19 protein-coding genes and 1 pseudogene are annotated in these 20853 nt (G+C 34.2%); 6 read left to right on the plus strand and 14 right to left on the minus strand.

The window, feature by feature from the left end:
- Window positions 1-74: 74 nt before the first annotated feature.
- A complete protein-coding gene (topB, locus tag ACODS7_RS20310; protein WP_029442008.1) occupies window positions 75-2219 on the minus strand; it encodes a DNA topoisomerase III in 2145 nt (714 codons plus the stop codon).
- A gap of 333 nt (window positions 2220-2552) precedes the next feature.
- Here topB and ACODS7_RS20315 point away from each other — a divergent pair, with 333 nt between their 5' ends.
- Complete coding sequence (locus ACODS7_RS20315) at window positions 2553-3098, plus strand: hypothetical protein (RefSeq protein WP_098629244.1); 546 nt, start codon at window positions 2553-2555, stop codon at window positions 3096-3098.
- A 51-nt stretch (window positions 3099-3149) separates the two neighbouring features.
- Here the strand turns inward: ACODS7_RS20315 and ACODS7_RS20320 are convergent.
- Window positions 3150-4496 (minus strand): annotated as a pseudogene (locus ACODS7_RS20320) (multicopper oxidase family protein); the annotation flags it as partial.
- Between the two features lie 342 nt (window positions 4497-4838).
- On the opposite strand from ACODS7_RS20320, the gene ACODS7_RS20325 reads away from it, so the two are divergent.
- The gene (locus tag ACODS7_RS20325; protein WP_243168818.1) at window positions 4839-5474 is read left to right on the plus strand and encodes a pentapeptide repeat-containing protein; all 636 of its coding nucleotides are present in this window, start codon (window positions 4839-4841) and stop codon (window positions 5472-5474) included.
- A 97-nt stretch (window positions 5475-5571) separates the two neighbouring features.
- Here the strand turns inward: ACODS7_RS20325 and ACODS7_RS20330 are convergent, their stop codons facing one another.
- Window positions 5572-6855 (minus strand): aminopeptidase P family protein, encoded by a 1284-nt coding sequence (locus ACODS7_RS20330; protein WP_029442004.1) that lies wholly within the window; start codon window positions 6853-6855, stop codon window positions 5572-5574.
- 189 nt (window positions 6856-7044) lie between these two features.
- On the opposite strand from ACODS7_RS20330, the gene ACODS7_RS20335 reads away from it, so the two are divergent.
- Window positions 7045-7275: a DUF896 domain-containing protein gene (locus ACODS7_RS20335; RefSeq protein ID WP_001179618.1), complete on the plus strand. Its 231-nt coding sequence runs from the start codon at window positions 7045-7047 to the stop codon at window positions 7273-7275.
- Window positions 7276-7322: 47 nt separating this feature from the next.
- Here ACODS7_RS20335 and ACODS7_RS20340 read toward each other — a convergent pair whose 3' ends face one another.
- From ACODS7_RS20340 to ACODS7_RS20370, 7 genes are all read right to left on the minus strand, one after another.
- Window positions 7323-7802 (minus strand): CcdC family protein, encoded by a 480-nt coding sequence (locus ACODS7_RS20340; protein WP_043935006.1) that lies wholly within the window; start codon window positions 7800-7802, stop codon window positions 7323-7325.
- Window positions 7803-8009: 207 nt separating this feature from the next.
- The gene (locus tag ACODS7_RS20345) at window positions 8010-8405 is read right to left on the minus strand and encodes a cytidine deaminase (RefSeq protein ID WP_043935005.1); all 396 of its coding nucleotides are present in this window, start codon (window positions 8403-8405) and stop codon (window positions 8010-8012) included.
- Between the two features lie 33 nt (window positions 8406-8438).
- Complete coding sequence (locus tag ACODS7_RS20350; protein WP_001983022.1) at window positions 8439-9740, minus strand: pyrimidine-nucleoside phosphorylase; 1302 nt, start codon at window positions 9738-9740, stop codon at window positions 8439-8441.
- Window positions 9741-9776: 36 nt separating this feature from the next.
- On the minus strand, window positions 9777-10958 hold the full coding sequence (locus ACODS7_RS20355) for a NupC/NupG family nucleoside CNT transporter (protein ID WP_016082053.1): 1182 nt from the start codon (window positions 10956-10958) through the stop codon (window positions 9777-9779).
- Window positions 10959-11057: 99 nt separating this feature from the next.
- Window positions 11058-11729: a deoxyribose-phosphate aldolase gene (gene deoC, locus ACODS7_RS20360; protein ID WP_001017441.1), complete on the minus strand. Its 672-nt coding sequence runs from the start codon at window positions 11727-11729 to the stop codon at window positions 11058-11060.
- Window positions 11730-12033: 304 nt separating this feature from the next.
- Window positions 12034-12981, minus strand: a complete 948-nt coding sequence (gene deoR / locus ACODS7_RS20365) for a DNA-binding transcriptional repressor DeoR (RefSeq protein ID WP_016082054.1) — start codon at window positions 12979-12981, stop codon at window positions 12034-12036.
- Between the two features lie 370 nt (window positions 12982-13351).
- Entirely contained in the window at window positions 13352-13942 is a 591-nt protein-coding gene (locus ACODS7_RS20370) for a TetR/AcrR family transcriptional regulator (protein WP_048565321.1), read from the minus strand.
- 643 nt (window positions 13943-14585) lie between these two features.
- Between ACODS7_RS20370 and ACODS7_RS20375 the strand changes: the two genes are divergently transcribed.
- Together ACODS7_RS20375 and ACODS7_RS20380 are read left to right on the plus strand one after the other, a co-directional pair.
- Complete coding sequence (locus ACODS7_RS20375) at window positions 14586-15251, plus strand: CPBP family intramembrane glutamic endopeptidase (protein WP_048565320.1); 666 nt, start codon at window positions 14586-14588, stop codon at window positions 15249-15251.
- Window positions 15252-15390: 139 nt separating this feature from the next.
- Window positions 15391-15702, plus strand: coding sequence for a heavy metal-binding domain-containing protein (locus ACODS7_RS20380; RefSeq protein ID WP_000637505.1), 312 nt, complete (start codon window positions 15391-15393; stop codon window positions 15700-15702).
- A gap of 284 nt (window positions 15703-15986) precedes the next feature.
- Here the strand turns inward: ACODS7_RS20380 and ACODS7_RS20385 are convergent, their stop codons facing one another.
- Together ACODS7_RS20385 and ACODS7_RS20390 are read right to left on the minus strand one after the other, a co-directional pair.
- Window positions 15987-16610 (minus strand): GNAT family N-acetyltransferase, encoded by a 624-nt coding sequence (locus tag ACODS7_RS20385; RefSeq protein WP_001033856.1) that lies wholly within the window; start codon window positions 16608-16610, stop codon window positions 15987-15989.
- A gap of 63 nt (window positions 16611-16673) precedes the next feature.
- Window positions 16674-17258: a TetR/AcrR family transcriptional regulator gene (locus ACODS7_RS20390; RefSeq protein ID WP_043936825.1), complete on the minus strand. Its 585-nt coding sequence runs from the start codon at window positions 17256-17258 to the stop codon at window positions 16674-16676.
- Window positions 17259-17494: 236 nt separating this feature from the next.
- Between ACODS7_RS20390 and ACODS7_RS20395 the strand changes: the two genes are divergently transcribed.
- A complete protein-coding gene (locus tag ACODS7_RS20395; protein WP_016082058.1) occupies window positions 17495-17659 on the plus strand; it encodes a hypothetical protein in 165 nt (54 codons plus the stop codon).
- A 2-nt stretch (window positions 17660-17661) separates the two neighbouring features.
- On the opposite strand, the gene ACODS7_RS20400 is transcribed toward ACODS7_RS20395, so the two are convergent.
- Complete coding sequence (locus tag ACODS7_RS20400; protein WP_043936827.1) at window positions 17662-19032, minus strand: alpha/beta hydrolase family protein; 1371 nt, start codon at window positions 19030-19032, stop codon at window positions 17662-17664.
- 146 nt (window positions 19033-19178) lie between these two features.
- Complete coding sequence (locus ACODS7_RS20405; protein ID WP_048565318.1) at window positions 19179-20408, minus strand: aminopeptidase; 1230 nt, start codon at window positions 20406-20408, stop codon at window positions 19179-19181.
- Window positions 20409-20853: the final 445 nt, after the last annotated feature.

Raw genomic sequence — 20853 nt, forward strand, 5'->3', positions numbered from 1 at the left:
CTTTTATCAAGCTGCCTAATGAAATAACCGTGTCTAACTTTTAGGGGTCACTTCAGTCATGCTCTTTTAACAAATTAATTCTCAAATACAAAATTAATCTTATTATCTTTCCACTCTAATTTCGCATCAAACGTTTTCTCGCCCTTTTTAAAGCCTTTAATTAAATCAGTCTTTTCATCTTTTAAGAGCTTTGTCATATTCTTTTGCGAAATTGTTTTACTTAATATCTTCTTTGAAATGGTGAAATCACATTGCGTTGTATTATAGTTAGAACAACCATAAAACGTTGACTTATCAATTACATCGCCATCACATTTTTTACAGTTACCAACCTTTTTACCTGTTGTAAATTTCGATCCTTTTCGTTCAATCGATTCAACATGTAATCCAGTGAAATCCCATTTCTCAGACATTTCAACTGCGTCTTCAATAATTTTGGCTGATAGCTTTTTCGTCTGTTCCATAAATGTAGCTGGTGAAGCTGTACCTTCCCCGATTTCCGCAAGGCGTTGCTCCCATTTTGCAGTCATTTCTGGTGAAGCGAGTATTTTATCACCGATTGCTGTAATTAATACTTTTCCTTTATCAGTCGCATACACTTGGTTTTTCTGCACATCTATATATTTACGGTCTTTCAGCATCGTAATAATACCTGCACGAGTTGCCTCAGTACCTAAACCTTCTGTTTTCTTTAATACTTTCTCAAGCTCTTCATTCTCTAAATACTTACCAGCTGTTTTCATTAACGTAATAAGTTGTCCTTCTGTATAACGCTTCGGCGGCTGTGTTTTTCCTTCTTTCACTTTCACCTTTACAACTTTTCCTTCTTCGCCTTCAGCAACAATTGGAAGAATGGTTTCGTCATCTTTATCATCTTGGAAAATAACTTTACGCCAACCTTCTTGAATTTGCTGTTTTCCTTTTGAAATGAATTCAGCACGTTCATCTACAAGAGTTGTAATCGTTGTATAGTCAAAAATCGCTACTTCATAATGCGCCGCAATTAGTCTTCTTACGATCATATCGTAAATTTTCTTTTCATCACCTGATAGTTTGCTTGGATTTGTAACTTGCTCTGTCGGTATGATCGCGTAGTGATCTGTAACTTTCTTTTCATTCACATAACGCTTATTGTTCATAATGGATTCAACCGGAGCCGGTAATACACCTTTATATTCATCAAACTGACTTAACTTCTGTAAAATATCAGGGAACGTCGCTGCTTCTCCTTGAGTAACATAGTTAGAATCTGAACGTGGATAAGAAACAATCCCTTTTTGATATAGTGCTTGCGTTATATCAAGCGTTTTTTTCGGTGAAAATTTAAAGGCTTTATTCGCTGTCGCTTGCAGTGCTGATAAGTTAAATAAAAGCGGCGGCTGAAACTCTTTACGCTCCGTTTTCATTTCCTTCACAACAGCCGGTTTCCCTTGGCAAAATGCCGCAATTTTATTCGCCATATCAGGGTCTTTTAAGCGGGATTCATTATCCTTTTCCCATTTCCCGTCATATTTCTTTCCTTCTATATTAAAGGTTGCGAACACTTCCCAAAACGGCTCTGACTTAAAGTTTTCAATTTCTTTCTCTCGCTTTACAATCAATGCTAACGTTGGTGTCTGGACACGACCAGCAGAAAATACATCATTCATTCCTTTTTTCTTTAGCAAAATACTAAAGACACGTGATGCATTCATACCAACAACCCAGTCAGCGCAAGATCTTGTATATGCTTCGTAATACGTATTAATTGTATCTGATTCATCAAGTAGATTTTTAAATCCTTGGTAAATAGCTTGCTTCGTTAAAGACGAAATCCATAGACGCTTCATCGGCTTTTGCACGTTACAAAGATTAATAATATTTCGTACGATCAGTTCCCCTTCACGCCCAGCATCGCCTGCGTGAATAATTTCTGTTACCTGTGGATTATGTAACAGCTGTTTCACAACGTTAAATTGCTTATACTTTGACTTTGTTACTTCAAATTGAAAACGCTCTGGAATCATCGGTAACGTATTAAGTGACCATTTTTTCCACTCTGCGTGATAATGCTCTGGATTACATAACTGCGTCAAATGACCAATTGCCCATGTACAGTACGCTCCATTTGGAAATAACTCATTCGCTTCTACTTCTAAATACCCATCTTTCCGGCGATATTTAAATTGTGAAACAAGAGCCAAACCTTGATCTGGTTTCTCGGCAATAATTAATTTCATTTTATAACTCCCTATCTGTATTCCAGTGTTACTTTCATTGTATATATGTTTAGAAGCGATGATAAAACAACAATCTTATTTATCATTCGCGGTTTGTCTCGCAAATGTGAGACCTATAATATTATACGCTTATTCTTTATGGCTTCACAATAGAAACTCATAATATAACAATTTCTTTCACATGCTTACAATTAAAAAAGACGCCCTAAAAAATCAAGCGTTCCTTTGCTTACATCTATGAAATTGTGCAGATAATATGCAGATATTAATAAGCATAAGTACTCTCCATATAAACATATGATGAAATGAACGATAGGACAAGGAGGTATCATAATGTTTGCTTATACGTTAACTACCTTAACACTTTGCTGTACCTCAATTCTTATTGCATCCAATATCTCTAAACGTAAGAGTACCCTAATGGAGTATATGGTATTTATTATGTCTTTTAGTATGAGTATCGGTTTAAGTATTGGTTTTTATTTAGGCATTCTCTTTAAGGGGGAATTACTATATTCTACTTTGCTTGCTATTTTAATTAGTGGTTTTATCGGTTTTTTAATCGGTCTACGTTTTCACCTATATACTGCTTTAGAAGGAATGTTCTCTGGATTAATGGCAAGTATGATGGGAGCAATGATTACAGAAATGTTAAATGCTCAACAAGCTCATAGTATACTGTTCATTAGTCTCTTACTTACTATAACGATTACTATGTCATGTATAATTCAATTGTTATCAGAGAACTTTTCTACTTTTATCCGACGGCGTTTTTTGTTATTACTTTCAATTAGTGTAGTAATTATCGTTGCCGTATTCGCGACATTCCCAGATCATACTCCCTCACCTTCACCTCGGCATAATCAACATATACATTAGTACTTGCAACAAAAATGAATAAGCAGCTATCCATAGGATAACTGCTTCCTATTATTCTGGCTTATTAGGAATGTTTTGGTTTGGAACATAGTCAGATTTATAATCTGTATAGTTCACTTCCGTTACCATCCCTGCTGAAGCATGATGTAGGTCGTGACAGTGGAACATCCACTCACCCGGATTGTCTGCTACAAAGGCTACTTCATATTCTTCACCCGGTTTTAAGTTCAATGTATCTTTTACAATTGGAGAACCTTTTATCGGTTTTCCATCTTTACTCAACACCTGGAAGAAGTGCCCGTGTAAATGCATTGGGTGATCATCCATTTTAGAACGATTTACCAACTTCACTTTTACTAAATCACCCTTTTTCACTTGAATTGGGTCAATATCTGGAAATACCTTTCCGTTAATTGTATATACCATTTCATTTCCATTCATTTGCGTATTTAAGTCCATATTATATGTGGCAGTATACTCTTGATTTAACGTGAAACTACCTAATTTTTTAGTACCATATTTCATTATATCTACTTTCGGTAATTTTTCTTTTTCGTCTGCTTTATCTTTCATCTCTTTGCTGCCATCATACTCAATAACAGCTTTCATTCCTTTTGCACCTTTATTTTTTGAATGGTTTTCAACATACCACTTCCCAGGATTATTAGCAGTAAATTCAATATCATAACGTTCACCCGGTGCGATTGAAATTACTTTATCCTTTATAACTTTTGGATCGTTTATTGGCTGACCATCTGTCGCAATTACTTTTATATCATGACCATGAACATGTATATCATGTGATAGATAACCAGCATTGACGAGTCTAAGACGAACTTTATCTCCCTTATTCACTTTTAATGGCGCTACTAAATCACCGCTTTTTCCATTGATTGTGAATAAATCATACATACTCATATCATGACCTTCCATCTTCATATTTCCATGGTCCATTCCTGCCATATTACTAGAGTCTTTTCTATCACTGTCCATGTCCATATCATCATTCTTTTCCCCATTTTCATTACCTTTAGATTTATTACCTATTTGCCCTTTTGTCATTTCTTTTAACTGCTTATTAATTTCTTCTTTATCTGTAACCCATTCATCCAACATTAATGTGTAATCTTTATCATATTTTTCCTTTGTATCTTCTACAATGAGCGCTCCATACAAACCTCTATCTAATTGATTTACAGAATCTTGATGCGAGTGATACCAGTACGTTCCTTGTACGTTCGCTTCAAATTCGTAAGTGAAACTTTTTCCTGGTTCAACCGCATCTTGTGTCACGCCTGGAATTCCATCCATGTTATTTGGGACAGGATATCCATGCCAATGAATAGATACTGGTGCAGATAATTCATTTTTTAATGTCACTTTCACCTTTTTCTTTTTCAAAATCATTATAGAAGTTGATTTTCAAGAAAATAAGGAGATGTAATTAGATCTTACGTAAGCTAATTGGAAGATTACTAAAAGCGGAGACATTACAAGAGGCGAATATTTTAGAAATACAAAATATTTTCCTTGTAGCGACTATACTAGCCGTTCTCGTATTTGTTTTGACGTTATTTCTTAAGAAACAATAACACTGCTATTATTAAATAAGAAAAATGTAGCTAAAATGCTCTTCACAAAAGAACTTACATTTTTGTATAATAAGAACTAATGTTCCTTACAAGAAGACAATAGACTCAAATTACACAAATATATCAAATAGAAGAGGATTGATATACGATGAAAATTGATAGACCAAAAATTTCACCAGAGTTATCTTCAAAGAATTTTCAAGATATTTTTTATGAAGAAGATCCAACATTAGAAGTGTGTGAAATTATAGACTCCACTTTCGAAAATGAATCTGTAGATAGAGTGCGATTGTATGATGCAGTGATAAAGAATTGTAAATTCACTAATACAGACTTTAGCAATATTGATATTACAGATGTTTGTTTTGAAAACTGCGATTTATCAAATGTTAATTTAAGCAATTCTTCTGTTCATAGAGTCGAATTTAAAAACAGTAAATTAATCGGGGTTAATTTTGCAGAATCTAGCTTAGGAAATGTTAAATTTGAGAATTCAATTTTGGATTTAGCAGCATTTGGAAATTCTAAACTAGAAAAAATTATATTTAATGAAACTTCATTAAATAATGCAGATTTTTTTGACTGTAAACTAAAAAAAGTTGAATTCCAATTATGTAGTCTTGACGAAGCTAATTTTGATCAGACATCACTGAAGGGGATAGATATTAGTTCTTCTAACTTTGATACACTTACAGTTTCAGTGAACGATTTAAAAGGATGTAAAGTATCAATATATCAAGCTGTTCAGATTGCAACTTTATTAGGATTAATAATTAAAGATTAGTATTTCGAAGATAAAAAGAACCCTATCCCGAATCCTGGATTTTTTAATTGTCCACGATTCGAGATAAAGTTCAAATAAATTAGTGATGACTTTTTTATTATTTAACTACAGCTTGGTTTCCTTTTACATGTTCATTATTTACACTCATAAATTCTTCAATTTCTTCAACTTCTCTAATGATATCTTTTGATAAGTTTTCATACCCGTCTTTCGTTACAAGAATATCATCTTCTATTCGAATACCGATCGACTCTTCCTCAATATAAAGACCAGGTTCAATTGTTATAACCATACCTTCTTCTAACACTCTATCTTTATATGTTCCTACATCATGTGTATCTAAACCAAGGAAATGGCTGACACCATGATAATAGTATTTTGATAACTCTTCATCTTCTTGAATTAAACCAATTGCTTTACACTCTTCTGCCAGCACCTTTTTTGTATGCTCATTTAATGCAGCGAACTTTAATCCTGGCTTAATAATCTCTGTTGTTTCTTTTAATGCCTTTAATACAATATTATAAATTTGTTTTTGACGACTAGAGAATGTTCCATTTGCCGGGAATGTATAACTAATATCAGCGTTATAGTAGTCTTTTTGAGCACCTAAATCTAGCAATACTAAATCACCATTTTGAATTTGTGCATCATTATCTTCATAATGAAGAACTGTAGCATTTTTACCACTTGCCAAAATTGTATTGAACGCATGGTGCTTAATGCCAGATGATTTCAGTGTAAAATCAAATTGAGCTTCTAATTCATACTCCATCATACCTGCTTTTGCATGCTTAAGTGCGTTGTAAATACCGTCTTGCGTTATAGCAATCGCTTCTTTAATAATTTCAATTTCTTCCTCTGTTTTAAATACTCGTAATTCACAAATGTTCGGATATACATTACCAATTGTTACGTGTGGGTATTGTTCTCTTACATGTTTAGCAAATGCTAATGTTTTTGTCTCCGTACCATTCCACTCACGACGTTCTATATCTAAATATAGATGCTTCGCATTTTCTGTAAAAAGTATATTTGACATTGTCTTTTCAAAGCTATCTAAATATACAACTTTCTTTATACCTGAAATTCCCTCTGCTTCTTCGCTAGAAACTGTTTTCCCAACCCATTTTTCCATTACTGGATCTGATTTTTCAATAAAAAGTGTCTCTTCTACACTATTCCCAAACTTTTTTAGCATAAAAATAACATTTGGTTCATCGATTCCCGTTAAGTAGTAAAAATTACGATTCGGTACAAATTTATAATGTGCATCAGCTGACATATGCGGTGCTTGTCCCGCAAATAAAATCGTAACGGATTCATCAGGTAATGTTTTCGTTAGTCTTTCTCTATTTTGAGCAAAAAATGTTGATTTCATAATAATCCCCCTAGCGTTTTATGTATAATTGTGAAACTAATTATTCAATACACTTTATTCTATTATTGTTATAATTTTTCGTCAATTTTTAACTTATTTTTAGATAGTATTGACACAAACAACTAAACAAGTTACAATAACTATAAATTAGTAAGTTGCTAATTTAATTTAAAACAAGAGGTGAACAAAATGCAAAATATTTTATTCCGTATTAATGAATTATCAAAAAAAGAAAGAACATCTGGATTAACAGTTGATGAAAAACAAGAACAACAAATGTTACGTCAAAACTATACAGAAACATTTCGTGGAAGCCTAGATTCCATTTTATTAAATACAAAAATTGTTGATTCGAATGGTCTTAACGTTACACCAGTTGCATTACAAGATGCTCAAATACGTTTAAAATTAAGCAAATGAGTTCCACGCTAAAGAATTTCAATAAAACATAAACAGAGCTGGATTTCCTATATAGAAATTCCAGCTCTGTTTATTGTCTTTTCTAATTTAGTAAACGAGCGATACATCGCAATTCTCCACGACACAATCATCGCAAATGCAAGTAAGAAAAACATGCTGCTTAACTCTGCCAAATCAATTGATTGGCTTAAATATGACTTTAATGCCACGCGTACAGCTAATAAGCCTACTAAAATGAATATGAATGCTTTTGACGGTTTCATAAATATATGTTCGCCCTTTATTTCGAACTTAGTTGTTTTAATAAGAAAAATAGAGAAAATAAGCCCTATACTAATTGCCTCGACTATTTCTAACGATGTTAATCGAAACTCTGGTAAAAAGTACATCATCGCGCCTGTACTCATAAAAATTGGTGGTAATATAATTTTCTTTTTCGTTACCGGCTTTTTCGCTGCTTTAAAACGTAGAAACATTACCCCAACAGCCATACAAACCGCTATGACACTTGATAAAAGTGCTATCATACTTTCCACTCCTATCTATTTAAATGACTTTTTTAGCAAAATCATAAACCAATAAGTAACTACATGCCGCATTATAGAATTTCTTCATTATATTCCTCCTGCTGTAAACTTTCCATATTCGCTGCAATCATTTTACGCAAAGTTTATGAACGGAATATGAACAAAAAAGCCATTCTGCAATTAATAATTGCAAAATGGCTTTTTAACTTATTTTAAATCGTCAATTGTGAAAGCACCTGGAAGTAATTGCTCAACAGTCACTTCTTTTTCATCACCTTTTACATTCGTTAGTAATACAGGCATTTTCGGATCACAGAATTCAACAATTACTTGTCTACACGCACCACATGGTGAAATCGGTCCATCAGTTTCTCCTGTAATAACTAAGTAACTAAAATCGCGCTCACCTTCTGATACTGCTTTAAATATTGCTGTTCTTTCTGCACAGTTACATAAACCGTAAGAAGCATTTTCTATATTACAACCAGTATAGATTTTCCCTTCTTTCGTAACTAACGCTGCGCCAACAGGAAATTTAGAATACGGAATATACGCTTTCGATAACATCTTGTTTGCTTCTTCAATATATTTTTTCTTATCCATATTATTTCCCCCTCAAAGTAAATGAAATAATGATTAGTCAGTAATAACTGTATGAACTAATTTAGGAGCCACTGCTGTTTCAGCGATAGAGATGTTCTCATAAATTTTTGCTTTTACATCTTCTACATTTTCACGATTTGCGTAGATTGTTACGAACGGCTCGCCTTCTTTTACTGCATCGCCAACTTTTTTGCGTAACATTAAACCTACTGCTAAATCAATTTCATCTTCTTTTGTTGCGCGGCCAGCACCAAGTAACATAGCTGCGATACCGATTTCATCTGCAACAATGTTAGAAATAACACCTGAAGTTTTTGCAGGTACATCAATTACATACTTCGCTTGTGGCATTTTTTCTGGATTGTCTACAATTGAGCTATCTCCGCCTTGATTGCTTAAGAACTCTTTAAATTTCTCAGTTGCTTTTCCGTTTTTCATCACTTCAATTAGCATTTCACGAGCTTCTTCTAACGTATTTGCTTTTTTCGCAAGTACGACCATTTGACTTCCTAATACAAGTACTAATTCTGTTAAATCTTCTGGACCTTCACCTTTTAACGTATCAATTGCTTCTTTCACTTCTAGAGCATTACCAATCGCAAATCCAAGAGGTTGTGACATATCTGAAATAACTGCCATTGTTTGACGTCCTACGTTATTTCCGATACGTACCATTGCATGTGCTAATTCTTTTGCATCTTCTTCTGTTTTCATAAATGCACCAGCACCTGTTTTTACATCAAGTACGATTGCGTCAGCACCAGCTGCAATTTTTTTACTCATAATTGAACTTGCGATTAAAGGAATTGAGTTAACAGTTCCTGTTACGTCGCGTAATGCATAAATCTTTTTATCTGCAGGTGTTAAGTTTCCTGTTTGTCCAATAACAGCTACTTTGTCACGGTTTACAATATCAATGAATTGTTCTTTCGTAATTTCAACGTGGAATCCTTCTACCGCTTCTAATTTATCAATTGTTCCGCCTGTATGCCCTAAACCACGACCAGACATTTTTGCTACTGGTACATCTAAAGCAGCTACTAATGGTCCTAATACTAATGTTGTTGTATCACCAACACCGCCAGTTGAATGTTTGTCTACTTTAATTCCTTCAATTGCTGATAAGTCGATCGTTTCTCCAGACTCAACCATCGCCATCGTTAAATCTGCACGTTCGCGATCTGTCATATCTTTAAAGAAGATTGCCATTGCAAGTGCACTCACTTGATAATCAGGAATACTTCCGTCTGTATATCCATTAATAAAGAATTTGATTTCTTCAGTCGTTAATTCTTTGCCGTCACGTTTTTTTGCGATAATATCTACCATTCTCATTACAATCACCATTCCTTTTTATATTATATAAATCTATTAAAATAATAAACCAACGATTGTTGCTGATAAGAAACTTACTAATGTTGCACCGAATAGTAATTTCAAACCAAATCTTGCGACTACATTCCCTTGCTTTTCATTTAAGCTCTTAACTGCTCCTGCAATAATCCCAATTGAAGAGAAGTTTGCAAATGAAACTAAGAATACAGAGATAATCGCTGTCGTTCTATCTGAGAAATTAAAGTTTCCTTGTGCTAAATCTGTCATAGCGACAAATTCATTTGATACTAATTTTGTTGCCATAATATTTCCGGCATTAACTGCTTCATGCCAAGGTACACCCATAATAAATGCAAATGGTGCAAATGCATAACCAAGAATTTCTTGGAATGAAATACCAATTACACCTTTAAATACTGCATTAATGAATGCGATAAGAGCTACGAAACCAATTAACATAGCTGCTACTGTAATCGCAACTTTAAATCCATCAATAATGTATTCCCCTAATACTTCAAAGAAGGTCTTCTTCTCTTCTTCTTGTACTTCTAACATATCTTCTTCCTCAGTAACTTCATACGGGTTAATGATAGAAGCAATGATGAAGCCACCGAATAAGTTAAGCACTAAAGCGGTTACAACATATTGTGGTTTTAATAAAACCATATATGATCCAACGATAGACATAGAAACTGTAGACATTGCTGATGCACATAATGTATACATTCTTTTCTCTGGCAATAACCCTAGTTGTTTCTTAACCGAAATAAATACTTCCGATTGTCCTAAAATCGCCGATGCCACAGCGTTATATGATTCTAGTTTCCCCATTCCATTTACTTTACTTAATGCTAGACCGATAGATTTCACAATAATAGGTAATACTTTAATATGTTGCAAAATACCTATTAAGGCTGATATAAATACGATTGGCATTAATACACTTAAAAAGAACGAAAACTCTTTTTGATTTACTAATCCACCAAATACGAAATTCACACCGTCAGCGGCATATTTTAATAGCTCTCCAAAACCATCTGCTATTCCGCTAATTAATATATTCCCTACACTTGTATTTAATAATAGAAACCCCAAAATGAATTGTAATATAACCATCGTTATGATTGGACGATATTTGACTTTCTTTCTATCATTACTAGCAAGCCAAGCGATACCTAAAATCAATACGAGGCCAAAAACACCGATTAAGTATTTCATAAGCCGTTTCCTCCCATTCGTATCCGCTTACATTTTTTTCAATTATTAAAGCAATAGATATACTTTAAACGTATATCTATTGCTTTAAGCTTTTATCGATTAGTAGTTATCTGTAGCACCTTTTGCATCATTTAATACGATTGCAACACTAGCACTTGCTCCAACGCGAGAAGCTCCAGCAGCTACCATTTTGTCTGCATCTTCACGTGTACGAACACCGCCAGATGCTTTTACACCAACGTTTGGTCCTACTGTTTTACGCATTAATGCGATATCTTCAGCAGTTGCTCCGCCAGTTGAGAATCCAGTTGACGTTTTTACGAAATCAGCACCAGCTTTTACTGATAATTCACAAGCGCGTACTTTCTCTTCATCTGTTAATAGGCAAGTTTCAATGATTACTTTTACAAGAGCTTTTCCTTTTGCTGCTTGTACTACTTCATAAATGTCTTTTTCAACAAGTTCGTTGTCGCCATCTTTCAAAGCGCCTACGTTGATTACCATATCAACTTCAGTTGCACCTTTTGCAATAGCATCTTTTGTTTCAAATGCTTTTGTTTCAGTAGTGCTTGCTCCTAATGGGAAACCGATTACAGTACAAACGTCTACATCATGTCCAGCTAGTTCATCAGCCGCTAATTTTACCCATGTTGGGTTAATACAAACAGAAGCGAATTTATATTCCTTTGCTTCTTCGATTACTTTCATAACATCTTCTTTAGTAGTATTAGCTTTTAAAATTGTATGGTCAATTAACTTTGCAATGTTCATTATCTTCACTCCTCATATCTTTTAACAACTTCATTCTAACTCTTAGTTGAACAAATGTAAATACACTTTTGAAATTTTGTTCATTCTTTTTTAAAAGGCATTTTCTTGTAGTAAATAAAGCGCATTCTAACAAAGAACACTTCATATATAATCAAATTTTCTATGTTAACAATGGTAGTATGTATCTCCATATCCATAATTATTTTTAAAAAGGCAATTTGTGTTCAAAAAAGACTCCTATCATTCATACATAACAAAATAAAAGGAGTTCTCAAAATTAACATTTTGAGAACTCCTTTTATTTCTAACCTTTTTCATAATGTAACAGTTCTTTTGCTGTATGCTGATCGATAATTAATACATTTGCATACCCGCCACGTAACGCACCATCAATTGCTTTTATTTTTCTATTACCACCTGCAACTAAAATAGAGCGTTTCTTTAATTTCAGTTCCTCTAACTCAATTCCAATTGTACGCTGATTAATCTCTTCGCTACTAATATTTCCGTCTCCATCAAAGAAACGTGAACAAATGTCACCGACCGATTGTTTTTTGAGTAAACTTGTTTCATCCTTATCGAAATAACCTAATCGGAATAATAGCGCTTCGTCTCGCACTGTTCCTACAGTGAAAACTGCAATATTCGCTTGTTTCCCCATTTCAATAATGTGATGAATATGTCGATCCTGCTCTACTAATTCTTTTGTCACTGCATTATCAAATATAACTGGAAGAGGTAGATTTCTTGGCGTCGTTTGAAAAGCATCTGCAAATAAAGCTATCGTCTCATTCGCATATGTATTTACACTCGAATGACTAATACCGCCTTTTAACTGGACAACCTCTACCCCTTTTACATGTTGCGGTACGATTTTTCTAGCGATTTCATACATCGTCATTCCCCAGCTTACACCAACAATATCACCGTTTTTAACCGTCTTTTCCATATACTCAGCAGCATATTTACTTATATACTCTGTAATCGTTGCATATTCCGGTACTGGAGAAAACACAACATGTGCCTCTAACAAGTTGTACTTTTCTTTCAGTAAATTCCCAACGTTATCTAAATCCGCAAATGGATCGGCGATGCTAATTTGAACAAACCCTTTTTCTTTCGCGTACTTTAACAATCTAGAAATCGTCGGTCTTGAAATATTTAATTTGTTAGCAATTTCTTGCTGACTATAATCTGATTGATAATATAATCTTGCAACTTCAACGCTTAATTGTTGTTTATCTTTTTCCATAGTAACTCATTACAAATCCCTTCCTGTATTTCCCTTTCGTTACAAGCATTATACAGCTTTATGCAAAAAAATTCGACTACCGAATTTTATCTAACTGAACTTCTATTCTACGTATTATATACAATGAAACCTTATTGTGTAGATTTACAAACTCAATATAGAAACACTTACAACATATAAATCAGTTTATATGTAATTCATTCTTTATTGCTTTTCCTGTAGTAACGATAACAAAGACGTTCAATAAGAAACATGAAACATCGTCTAAAAGCTATTCAAATACCCCTCATAAACAAAAGATACTGTTCATAAGGGGTATGTATTCAATTTAAGTTTATAAAAATCGGATGAAAACACTGCAAGTTCTCACTTATTTAGAATAAGAGAAAAGATGATGTTTTATTTGTTCAATAAAATAATGATGGTGTATATTATCGTTAGATACGCGACTTGCCATAATAGCTCCCTCCATTGAAGATGCAAGAAAAGAAGCGAGCGATATAATATCTGTATCTTCTTTAAGTTCTTGTTTCTCTATTCCTTCTTTTATGAGAGAAGCCATTAACATTACTGTATCATCATAACCTTTTGCTGCTGCTTTTTGTAATTCTGGAAATACTCCAGTACTTTCAATTGCGCTATTAAGTAATGGACAGCCTCCAGCAATAGGAGGATTATTAGCTGCATCTTGATATACAAGGAAAATTGCAAGGATTTTATCAATTGCTGTCTTTTTATTTTCCATTGCTTTATGAAAATGACTCCACATAATCTCACCACTTTTGTCGTAGGCAGCAAGGACAATTTCTTCTTTACTTTTGAATCTACGATAAATAGATCCTTTAGGTAATTCAGTAGCTGTCATTATATCCTGGATGGATGTGCGAGTTATCCCATTAGTATTAAATAAATATAAAGATGTTTCAATAATTTTTTCTTTAACCTTATCAACTTTAGTCATGCTTTGTAATCCTCCTAATAAAAACGAGCTTAATATTTCAGGTGATATTTACCATCTATTTTCTTGAATTTTTTTGTAAGTATAAAGAAGTTTGGAACAAAAATATCTTATCAACCCCTATATTATCTGAACCTCAAACAATACGGTTTGAAAAGAGGTTAATCAAATTGTATTATCTATATCACTCAAATGAATTTTCTGTCAAAATTAACATGACCAATTATTCAATTCAGTCATGTTATACAACTACTTTCACCTAACTTCGTAGCAGGGGTAAAAATATATAGTTAATTTTAACGTATAGACATATGATTATTATATATAATTTTTATTAATATGTTTAGCTAAAGTGTTCGAACTCCCCCACTTTCACTTCATTCTATAAAAGATTAATCATTAATGATTACTGGAATTAAATTGTAACAAAGCAACTGAGATATAAATATATTTGCTTTTTTCCATTTTGATTTTGTTAATACTTTGTAAAAAAGGTTTAAAAAACTAGAAACTTGTAGTATTATTAGATTTCGATTCAGACCGAACCGTCCGGTTTGAAATTTTTATATAAATATATTTATAAGGAGAACTTTATGCAGAAAGAAAAATCAAAGATTGTAGGTAATTTAATTACGGGGGCAATAAAGTGAACTTTATAAAAATGAATAAAAAAGAAATTATTATGCTAATAGTTTATACAATGTTTGCACTACTCCAAATTGGCTTGTTCATATTATTTGGCCTATCACTTTTAACTAACAGTAATTTAGTTGAATCAGAATTTGCTCTTAGTGCCATCGGTTTGACTGTACCTGCTATTGTAGGAATAATTTTCTTTAGGAAAGAAATTATTGAAAGTTTTACTTATTTTAAAGAGAAAACAATTTTGAAAATAGTAAGTGTTCCTCTGGTGGTTTTATTTACGGTAATTGTAGAACAATCTGTTATGCGTTTTCTAGCAACTGCCCAGCCAGAGAACCAAGAACAGCTTCTTGAAACAGGCACGGGGATACCTCTTATTTTTACATTGCTAGTATTTGGTATTCTAGGGCCATTGCTTGAAGAAACTGTGTTTCGTCATATAATATTAAATCGTTTTTCACATTATATTGGTACTGCTATTGCATCTATCATTTCGATTATAATTTTTACAGTTCTTCATACGAATCAGCTTTCGGATATTGCTATTTATTTACCTGGCTCGGTGATACTTACTGTAGCTTATCTTATTTCTAAGAGATCCATTGCATATGTTATGGCGATACATATGTTAAACAATTGCATCACTTTCATTCAATTGCATATGTCATAGCGATACATATGTTAAACAATTGCAGGTTTTGATGCAAAAATACTCTATGTTTCTATCGAGTATTTTTGGCACCAGAACCACTTTTTCTAAGGCATAAGAAATCTTATCAAAACTACAACTTATTAGGAGAGTGTCAGTCATGATTGTAACAACAACTTCTGGAATTCAAGGTAAAGAAATTATTGAGTATATTGATATTGTAAATGGTGAAGCTATTATGGGTGCAAACATTGTCCGTGATTTATTCGCTTCAGTTCGTGATGTTGTCGGTGGCCGTGCTGGTGCTTATGAAAGTAAGCTAAAAGACGCTCGTGATATTGCGATGGACGAAATGAAAGAACTTGCAAAACAAAAAGGTGCGAACGCTATCGTTGGTATTGACGTAGATTACGAGGTTGTACGTGATGGAATGTTAATGGTTGCTGTAAGTGGTACAGCTGTACGTATATAAGTAAATAAAAAAACGGTTCCTCCCTTGGAATTTATACTTTGAGGAGAGGCCTGGTTCTGTTGCTGATTTTAAAGAATAAAAAGAAATGTTGATAAATCATTATACGTCGAAAAAACACAGTTTGAGTGTAAACTGTGTTTTTTTATATAGAGGCCCCATCCCATCACTATCAAGCTAAAATTTTGTGTTAACTTGTACAAAATTTACATTTTTTACTTTGGGGTAATTTTGAATCCTTAAGTTTATGGGCATGTGGTGGTACCCTCTAATACTGTACAAATTTTTTATAAATGGTTGTAAGGTTCTACGTTTTTGACCATTCTGTACAACGATAACTTTGGTTTATTGATTTCACCTGTAATCTGGTATCCTATCCTCTGATACAATTTAATGGCAAGTTGGTTCTCTTTCTTTACCGTCAGAGAGCATTTGGCAAAGCCTTGCAGCGAAGCTTGTTCCTCAGCAAACTCAATTAGTCTGGTACCTATCCCTAGTCCTCGACTTTCGGGCAGTAAGGCAATTGTTCCGATGTGAAACTCGTCATCTTCTCCCTCCTTCAAGGTAAACATGGAATAAAGCATTTTGATATTCAGTATGTTATAAACAACAAAACCCAGCTTTCGGAACGAAAGCAGCTGTTTAAAAGTGGGCCAGGCAAGACGATTTAAAACGGGTATGGGATAGCAAGTAATCATCCCTAAAGTTTTCCCATCCATTTGAGCTTCATAAGCGTATTGATGACTGAAACGGTTGTTCTCCTGCCGCCATAGCTTACAAAATGTCCAATCGACTGTGTTCTTCTCCTCAGATCCTGCAAGTGGAAACGCCATGTATTCCAATGCCATTACATTTAGCTGGGCGCCGACCATGGATTGATGAACAGCCTTTACAATAGAGATTTTATTCATTATCCTATTGCTCCTTTTCACTTTCTATATTATTAATATTAATTATCATGGATTTGAATCAGTTCACTTCCCTCTCAATTCATCCTTAGCTTTGAAACCATAATAAAATGTATTTAAAACAAGCTCTGCAGCAGATTTTTTAGCCACATTTCCTTCATGTACCTGTTCCCAGGTATGGAAAAGCAGAGCATAAAGCGTATTCAAAATCCATTCGCTGCTAACTGTTTGCTGAAAGTAACCTCTTTGTTGTAGCAATTCAATAACGCGTCTTAAGGGTTCCCTCAGCTTCTCTTCTGCTTCACCTAATTCTTTGTTGTTAAATACAGATGCATCATGACCTAGAAAATAGATTTTGTCACCTAAAGGGATTAACGCTTCAATGAGTTCCGGGATATAGTTTTCACTTCTTTCCTCATCCAGTGGAATCTGGTTTACAGTATCACTTACCATTTGTATAGCCCGATGGCCCAAGAACAGCATCAATTTCTCCCTGCTTTCGACGTAGCGATGGAGTGTAGCAATTCCAATTCCCGCATATTCCGCAATTTCATTCATCGAAGCAGTAGGATTTTCAACAAGCAATATAGTAGCTGAATCAAGAATTGCATTAAATCTCGCTTCCTTCAACGCTGACAAGTCTTTCTTCATCGTCAATCTCTCCCTTTTTCTGTATAAAGTCGTCATTTTTGATAGATGAATATATCATTTGATATTATAATAAACAATCTCAAATAAAGTGTCCAGCTGCTGAATGTAGCTTTTCAAAAAGAATTATATTACTGAAACTGATAGCACTTTGAATGTTTCATTTTTAGCATTTCATTATTTAGATAACGATGAAGAAATTAAATTCTTTAATGTAATAAATACAAGAGCCAAAGGAAATGGTACGAATCGCTTTCTTAGTAGAAAAAATGATTACCTTATCTGGTTTTTTTAACTATTTTTATGACGAATTAATAATTACAGTAATTTTTCTACTTTTATTAAATCCGTTTGCACTTCATTTAATTATTGAATATTTTATAATGAAGTTACTTTCTGCATAAAGTTATCGGTTTACTTTAAAATTCACTTCCGGGTATTTGGTCATCAGCCTTTTAAGGGTTGAGCCGTCATCCTTCTGTTTTACATACTGGTCAAAAAATGCCAGGCTGAATTCGTTAATAATACGATGAACTTCCTTTGGATTTTCACCTGGGCTCTGCAACAGAGGTGAGAACAAATGTAAATCGGTAAAGCTTGTATGATCCGTATGAGGAATGACCATTGACATACCACCACCAGCTAACCCACGTCCGTATCGCTCCCTCACTTCAAAGGGATCTGCTTCATCAGGCTCTTCTGCACTCATGAGCAGAAATGGTTTTCCAATGCCACTTTCAGGCAAAATTTCACCATACAATGTACCATCCATATTGATAGCTGCTTTGACACGAGAATCTTTTGCAAGTATTTGTGCTGCGGTAGCTCCACCGTAAGAGTGGCCAAACATTCCAATTCGCGAGGTATCCAGTCTTCCTGTAAAGAAACCGGTCTCATCGTTTTCGTTAAGTTTCTCTATCTGATTGAGGACAAAGCTGACATCTTCCTCCCATAATTTTATGTGGCTATCTCCTTCATCAGTTAAATTGATGGGCTGCACGTAAGCAGTTCGACCACCTGGAAAGACGGTAGCTGCAGCATCAAAGGTATGATCGATACTTAGAACAATATATCCTTGACTAGCCAACTCCTCAACTTGAAACGTGTTTTGATTACGAAAACCATTAAAACCATGAGAGAAGAGTAATATGGGATAGTGATTCTCTGAGTCTGAGAGTTGTAAATCCATAAACGAATGAGACTTTACCAATTCCATGTGGCTGAATGCAAATGCAGGAATAGACAATGTTTTTTCCAATCCCTTGGAGAGCTCATTTATGTTACGAATATAAGGTTCTGGATCCCCCTTGCTTTTTTCAGCTGCAGGATACCAAATTTGCACCATCAGTTCGCGCCGATCGTTTGGATTTTTCGAATATGGTTCATTTCTCTGATGATCAACCCAATGATATAGCTTCGTACCGACCCTATGTGGACCAGTTGGTTCTTCAAATGAAAATACTGGCATAAGTAAGGGTAGCGCAACTGCTACAGACAAATAGATACATAGTAACGAAGTCTTAACTATGAATATACCCGAACTTCTAAAGCCCTTTTTCCGCCCAGTTAATAAATAGCATAAAATTAAGATAACTGGGGATACATATGCCGGAATCATCTGCCACCTAAAACCTTCTGCCAATAACTGAACTGTAACCATTACAACGGCAATCAAAGTAGCTAATTTAGACCACTTTTTCGTTTCTCTGCCTATTAACAGTATCCAACTCAATAGACTAAAATTCACTACTATCAAAACAACTTCCCAGAAATTCATTGGCCTATCTCCTTTGCATGCATTTTACTTCTAATTAAAGAGGTAGTTTTCAGCCTAAGCAAAAGCAGATGAAACACCTATATAGTTGCACCAATTATGCTTAGTAACCGTTGCATCCACTCTACTCCTTTATTCAAATTAAAAACTTAAAATGCCCAGCTACCTTTACGGAAAATTGGTTCTACAGTTCCATCTGGTAGAATACCATCGATATCCATCTCACTGCTGCCAATCATAAAGTCCTCATGTGTTATTGAAATATTTGCCCCTAACGTTTCAAGCTGATCGTTTTCTAAATCTCTTCCATCCTCTAAGCAAGTTGGATAAGCTTTACCAATCGCTAAATGGTTCGATGCATTTTCATCAAACAATGTATTAAAATATAAAATTCCCGATGCTGAAATCGGTGATTCATGTGGTACAAGTGCTACTTCACCTAAATAGCAAGAGCCTTCATCCACATTAATAAGCTCCTGTAATAAATCATGTCCTACCTGTGCTTCAGCTTTAACAATTTTTCCTTCTTCAAATGTCAGTTTAAAGCCATCGATAATATTCCCTTGATAAACTAATGGTTTTGTATTGCTTACATAGCCATTTACACCTTGTTTCATCGGTAACGTATAAACCTCTTCTGTCGGCATATTAGCCATAAAGATAGTATCATCAGGAGTTTTACCACCTCCAGTAACCCATTTATGCTGTGGTGCTAATGCAATTGTTAAATCAGTACCTGGCGCTGTATAGTGAAGCTTCATATATTTTTTATCGTTCAGTAGGACCGCACGAGATTCTAAATTTGTTACATGTTCACGCCATTTTTCAATAGCACTGCCGTCACCAATACGAACAGCTTTAAAAATAGCCTCCCATAATGCTGGTACTTGATCCTCAGTTGCTAAACCTGGGAACACCTTCGATGCCCACTTTGGTGAAGGAACTGCTACCATCGACCAAGCTATTGAATCCTTCATTACGGCGTTGCGATTGTTTCTCAGAGCAGCTCCTGCTACCTTTTGATAGGTAGCTAGGCGATCAGATGAAATACCTGTAAATTTATCAGGATCTGTAGCATCTATCATTAATAGTGCTCCTTTACGTTCGATCAGCTCATCATTCATTTTGACTATCCACTCTGGGAAGCGATTAAATTCTTCATCTGAGGCATAATCAAAGTAAGCACGTTCCATTTCTTCATCCGAAAAATTAACATGAACACGCCCTGCCCCAGCCTTATAAGCCTCTTTCACAATTATACGGGCGAAATCCAATGCATCCACTGATGTATTGACTAATAAGTATTGCCCTGGTTGAATATTGACACCGATTTTCACCGTAAGTTCTGCATATGCTTGTAATTTTTCTTCAAAAGTCATATTATTTACCTCGCTTTTATTAAATTGGTTTTGAATTCCCCTCACTAACTTACTTTCTGAACAGGTTTTCTCAGAATTTCCATTTCCCATTTTTTATTAGAACATGATAACAACTAATGGATTTTTTCTACTACTCATATATTTAATTTTTAAACTTTGATTCAATTAATATTGATTTGTTTTTCAAAAAATCTAATCGAAGGGTATCAAACACTACATAAAGTTATAGAGTTCTTTATTGTGAAAGCTCACTCATTTCTTCCCAATCTTTTCAATGCTGCTGTACCTAAAGACTTACCATCAATAGGGCGTTTAACATTCTCAATCACTCCTTTATCTTTACAAAAGCATTTTTGATAGATAAACATATCATTTGACATAAGATTAAATCATTTCAAATGAATTATCAAGCCATAAAATTTAATTTTTAAAAAATTCGGTAAAA

It is taken from the genome of Bacillus sp. FG16 (assembly GCF_057809515.1).

Excerpts from the sequence above, each read along its gene's own strand:
- topB (WP_029442008.1), bottom strand. The coding sequence starts at position 2,219 with ATGAAATTAATTATTGCCGAGAAACCAGATCAAGGTTTGGCTCTTGTT.
- ACODS7_RS20315 (WP_098629244.1), top strand. The coding sequence starts at position 2,553 with ATGTTTGCTTATACGTTAACTACCTTAACACTTTGCTGTACCTCAATT.
- ACODS7_RS20325 (WP_243168818.1), top strand. The coding sequence starts at position 4,839 with ATGAAAATTGATAGACCAAAAATTTCACCAGAGTTATCTTCAAAGAAT.
- ACODS7_RS20330 (WP_029442004.1), bottom strand. The coding sequence starts at position 6,855 with ATGAAATCAACATTTTTTGCTCAAAATAGAGAAAGACTAACGAAAACA.
- ACODS7_RS20335 (WP_001179618.1), top strand. The coding sequence starts at position 7,045 with ATGCAAAATATTTTATTCCGTATTAATGAATTATCAAAAAAAGAAAGA.
- ACODS7_RS20340 (WP_043935006.1), bottom strand. The coding sequence starts at position 7,802 with ATGATAGCACTTTTATCAAGTGTCATAGCGGTTTGTATGGCTGTTGGG.
- ACODS7_RS20345 (WP_043935005.1), bottom strand. The coding sequence starts at position 8,405 with ATGGATAAGAAAAAATATATTGAAGAAGCAAACAAGATGTTATCGAAA.
- ACODS7_RS20350 (WP_001983022.1), bottom strand. The coding sequence starts at position 9,740 with ATGAGAATGGTAGATATTATCGCAAAAAAACGTGACGGCAAAGAATTA.
- ACODS7_RS20355 (WP_016082053.1), bottom strand. The coding sequence starts at position 10,958 with ATGAAATACTTAATCGGTGTTTTTGGCCTCGTATTGATTTTAGGTATC.
- deoC (WP_001017441.1), bottom strand. The coding sequence starts at position 11,729 with ATGAACATTGCAAAGTTAATTGACCATACAATTTTAAAAGCTAATACT.
- deoR (WP_016082054.1), bottom strand. The coding sequence starts at position 12,981 with ATGGAAAAAGATAAACAACAATTAAGCGTTGAAGTTGCAAGATTATAT.
- ACODS7_RS20370 (WP_048565321.1), bottom strand. The coding sequence starts at position 13,942 with ATGACTAAAGTTGATAAGGTTAAAGAAAAAATTATTGAAACATCTTTA.
- ACODS7_RS20380 (WP_000637505.1), top strand. The coding sequence starts at position 15,391 with ATGATTGTAACAACAACTTCTGGAATTCAAGGTAAAGAAATTATTGAG.
- ACODS7_RS20385 (WP_001033856.1), bottom strand. The coding sequence starts at position 16,610 with ATGAATAAAATCTCTATTGTAAAGGCTGTTCATCAATCCATGGTCGGC.
- ACODS7_RS20390 (WP_043936825.1), bottom strand. The coding sequence starts at position 17,258 with ATGAAGAAAGACTTGTCAGCGTTGAAGGAAGCGAGATTTAATGCAATT.
- ACODS7_RS20395 (WP_016082058.1), top strand. The coding sequence starts at position 17,495 with ATGGTACGAATCGCTTTCTTAGTAGAAAAAATGATTACCTTATCTGGT.
- ACODS7_RS20400 (WP_043936827.1), bottom strand. The coding sequence starts at position 19,032 with ATGAATTTCTGGGAAGTTGTTTTGATAGTAGTGAATTTTAGTCTATTG.
- ACODS7_RS20405 (WP_048565318.1), bottom strand. The coding sequence starts at position 20,408 with ATGACTTTTGAAGAAAAATTACAAGCATATGCAGAACTTACGGTGAAA.